The following is a 377-nucleotide window of genomic DNA, read 5'->3' as shown; positions in this document are numbered from 1 at the left end:
CTGCGGGCGCTGGAGAAGGCCATCCTGGAAGTGCTCGGTGAAGTACGCGTGACCGTCGCCGACTTCGAACCGATGAAGGCCAAGGCCCGCGAACTGCTGACCTGGCTTGGCAAGGCCAAGCTGAAGGTGCCGGCGGAGGAACTGAAGGAAGTACGCAGCTATCTCGAATGGCTGCTGGACAACCACTTCACCTTCCTCGGCTACGAGGAATTCAGCGTCGCCGACGAGGCCGACGGCGGGCGCATGGTCTACGACGAGAAATCCTTCCTCGGCCTGACCCGTCTGCTGCGTGCCGGCCTGAGCAAGGATGACCTGCACATCGAGGACTATGCCGTCGCCTACCTGCGCGAACCGGTCCTGCTGTCCTTCGCCAAGGC

General features: G+C 63.1%; 1 protein-coding gene. It reads left to right on the top strand.

The features are described from left to right. The coding region (locus tag BST14_RS31860; RefSeq protein WP_142279706.1) for an NAD-glutamate dehydrogenase domain-containing protein at positions 1 to 377 on the top strand (377 nt) is incomplete at both ends.

The sequence above is a fragment of the Mycobacterium arosiense ATCC BAA-1401 = DSM 45069 genome, assembly GCF_002086125.1.
In the GTDB taxonomy this organism is placed as follows: Bacteria; Actinomycetota; Actinomycetes; order Mycobacteriales; family Mycobacteriaceae; genus Mycobacterium; species Mycobacterium arosiense.
The sequence above is the reverse complement of the archived record's forward strand: the minus strand, read 5'-3'. Positions and strand labels throughout refer to the sequence as shown.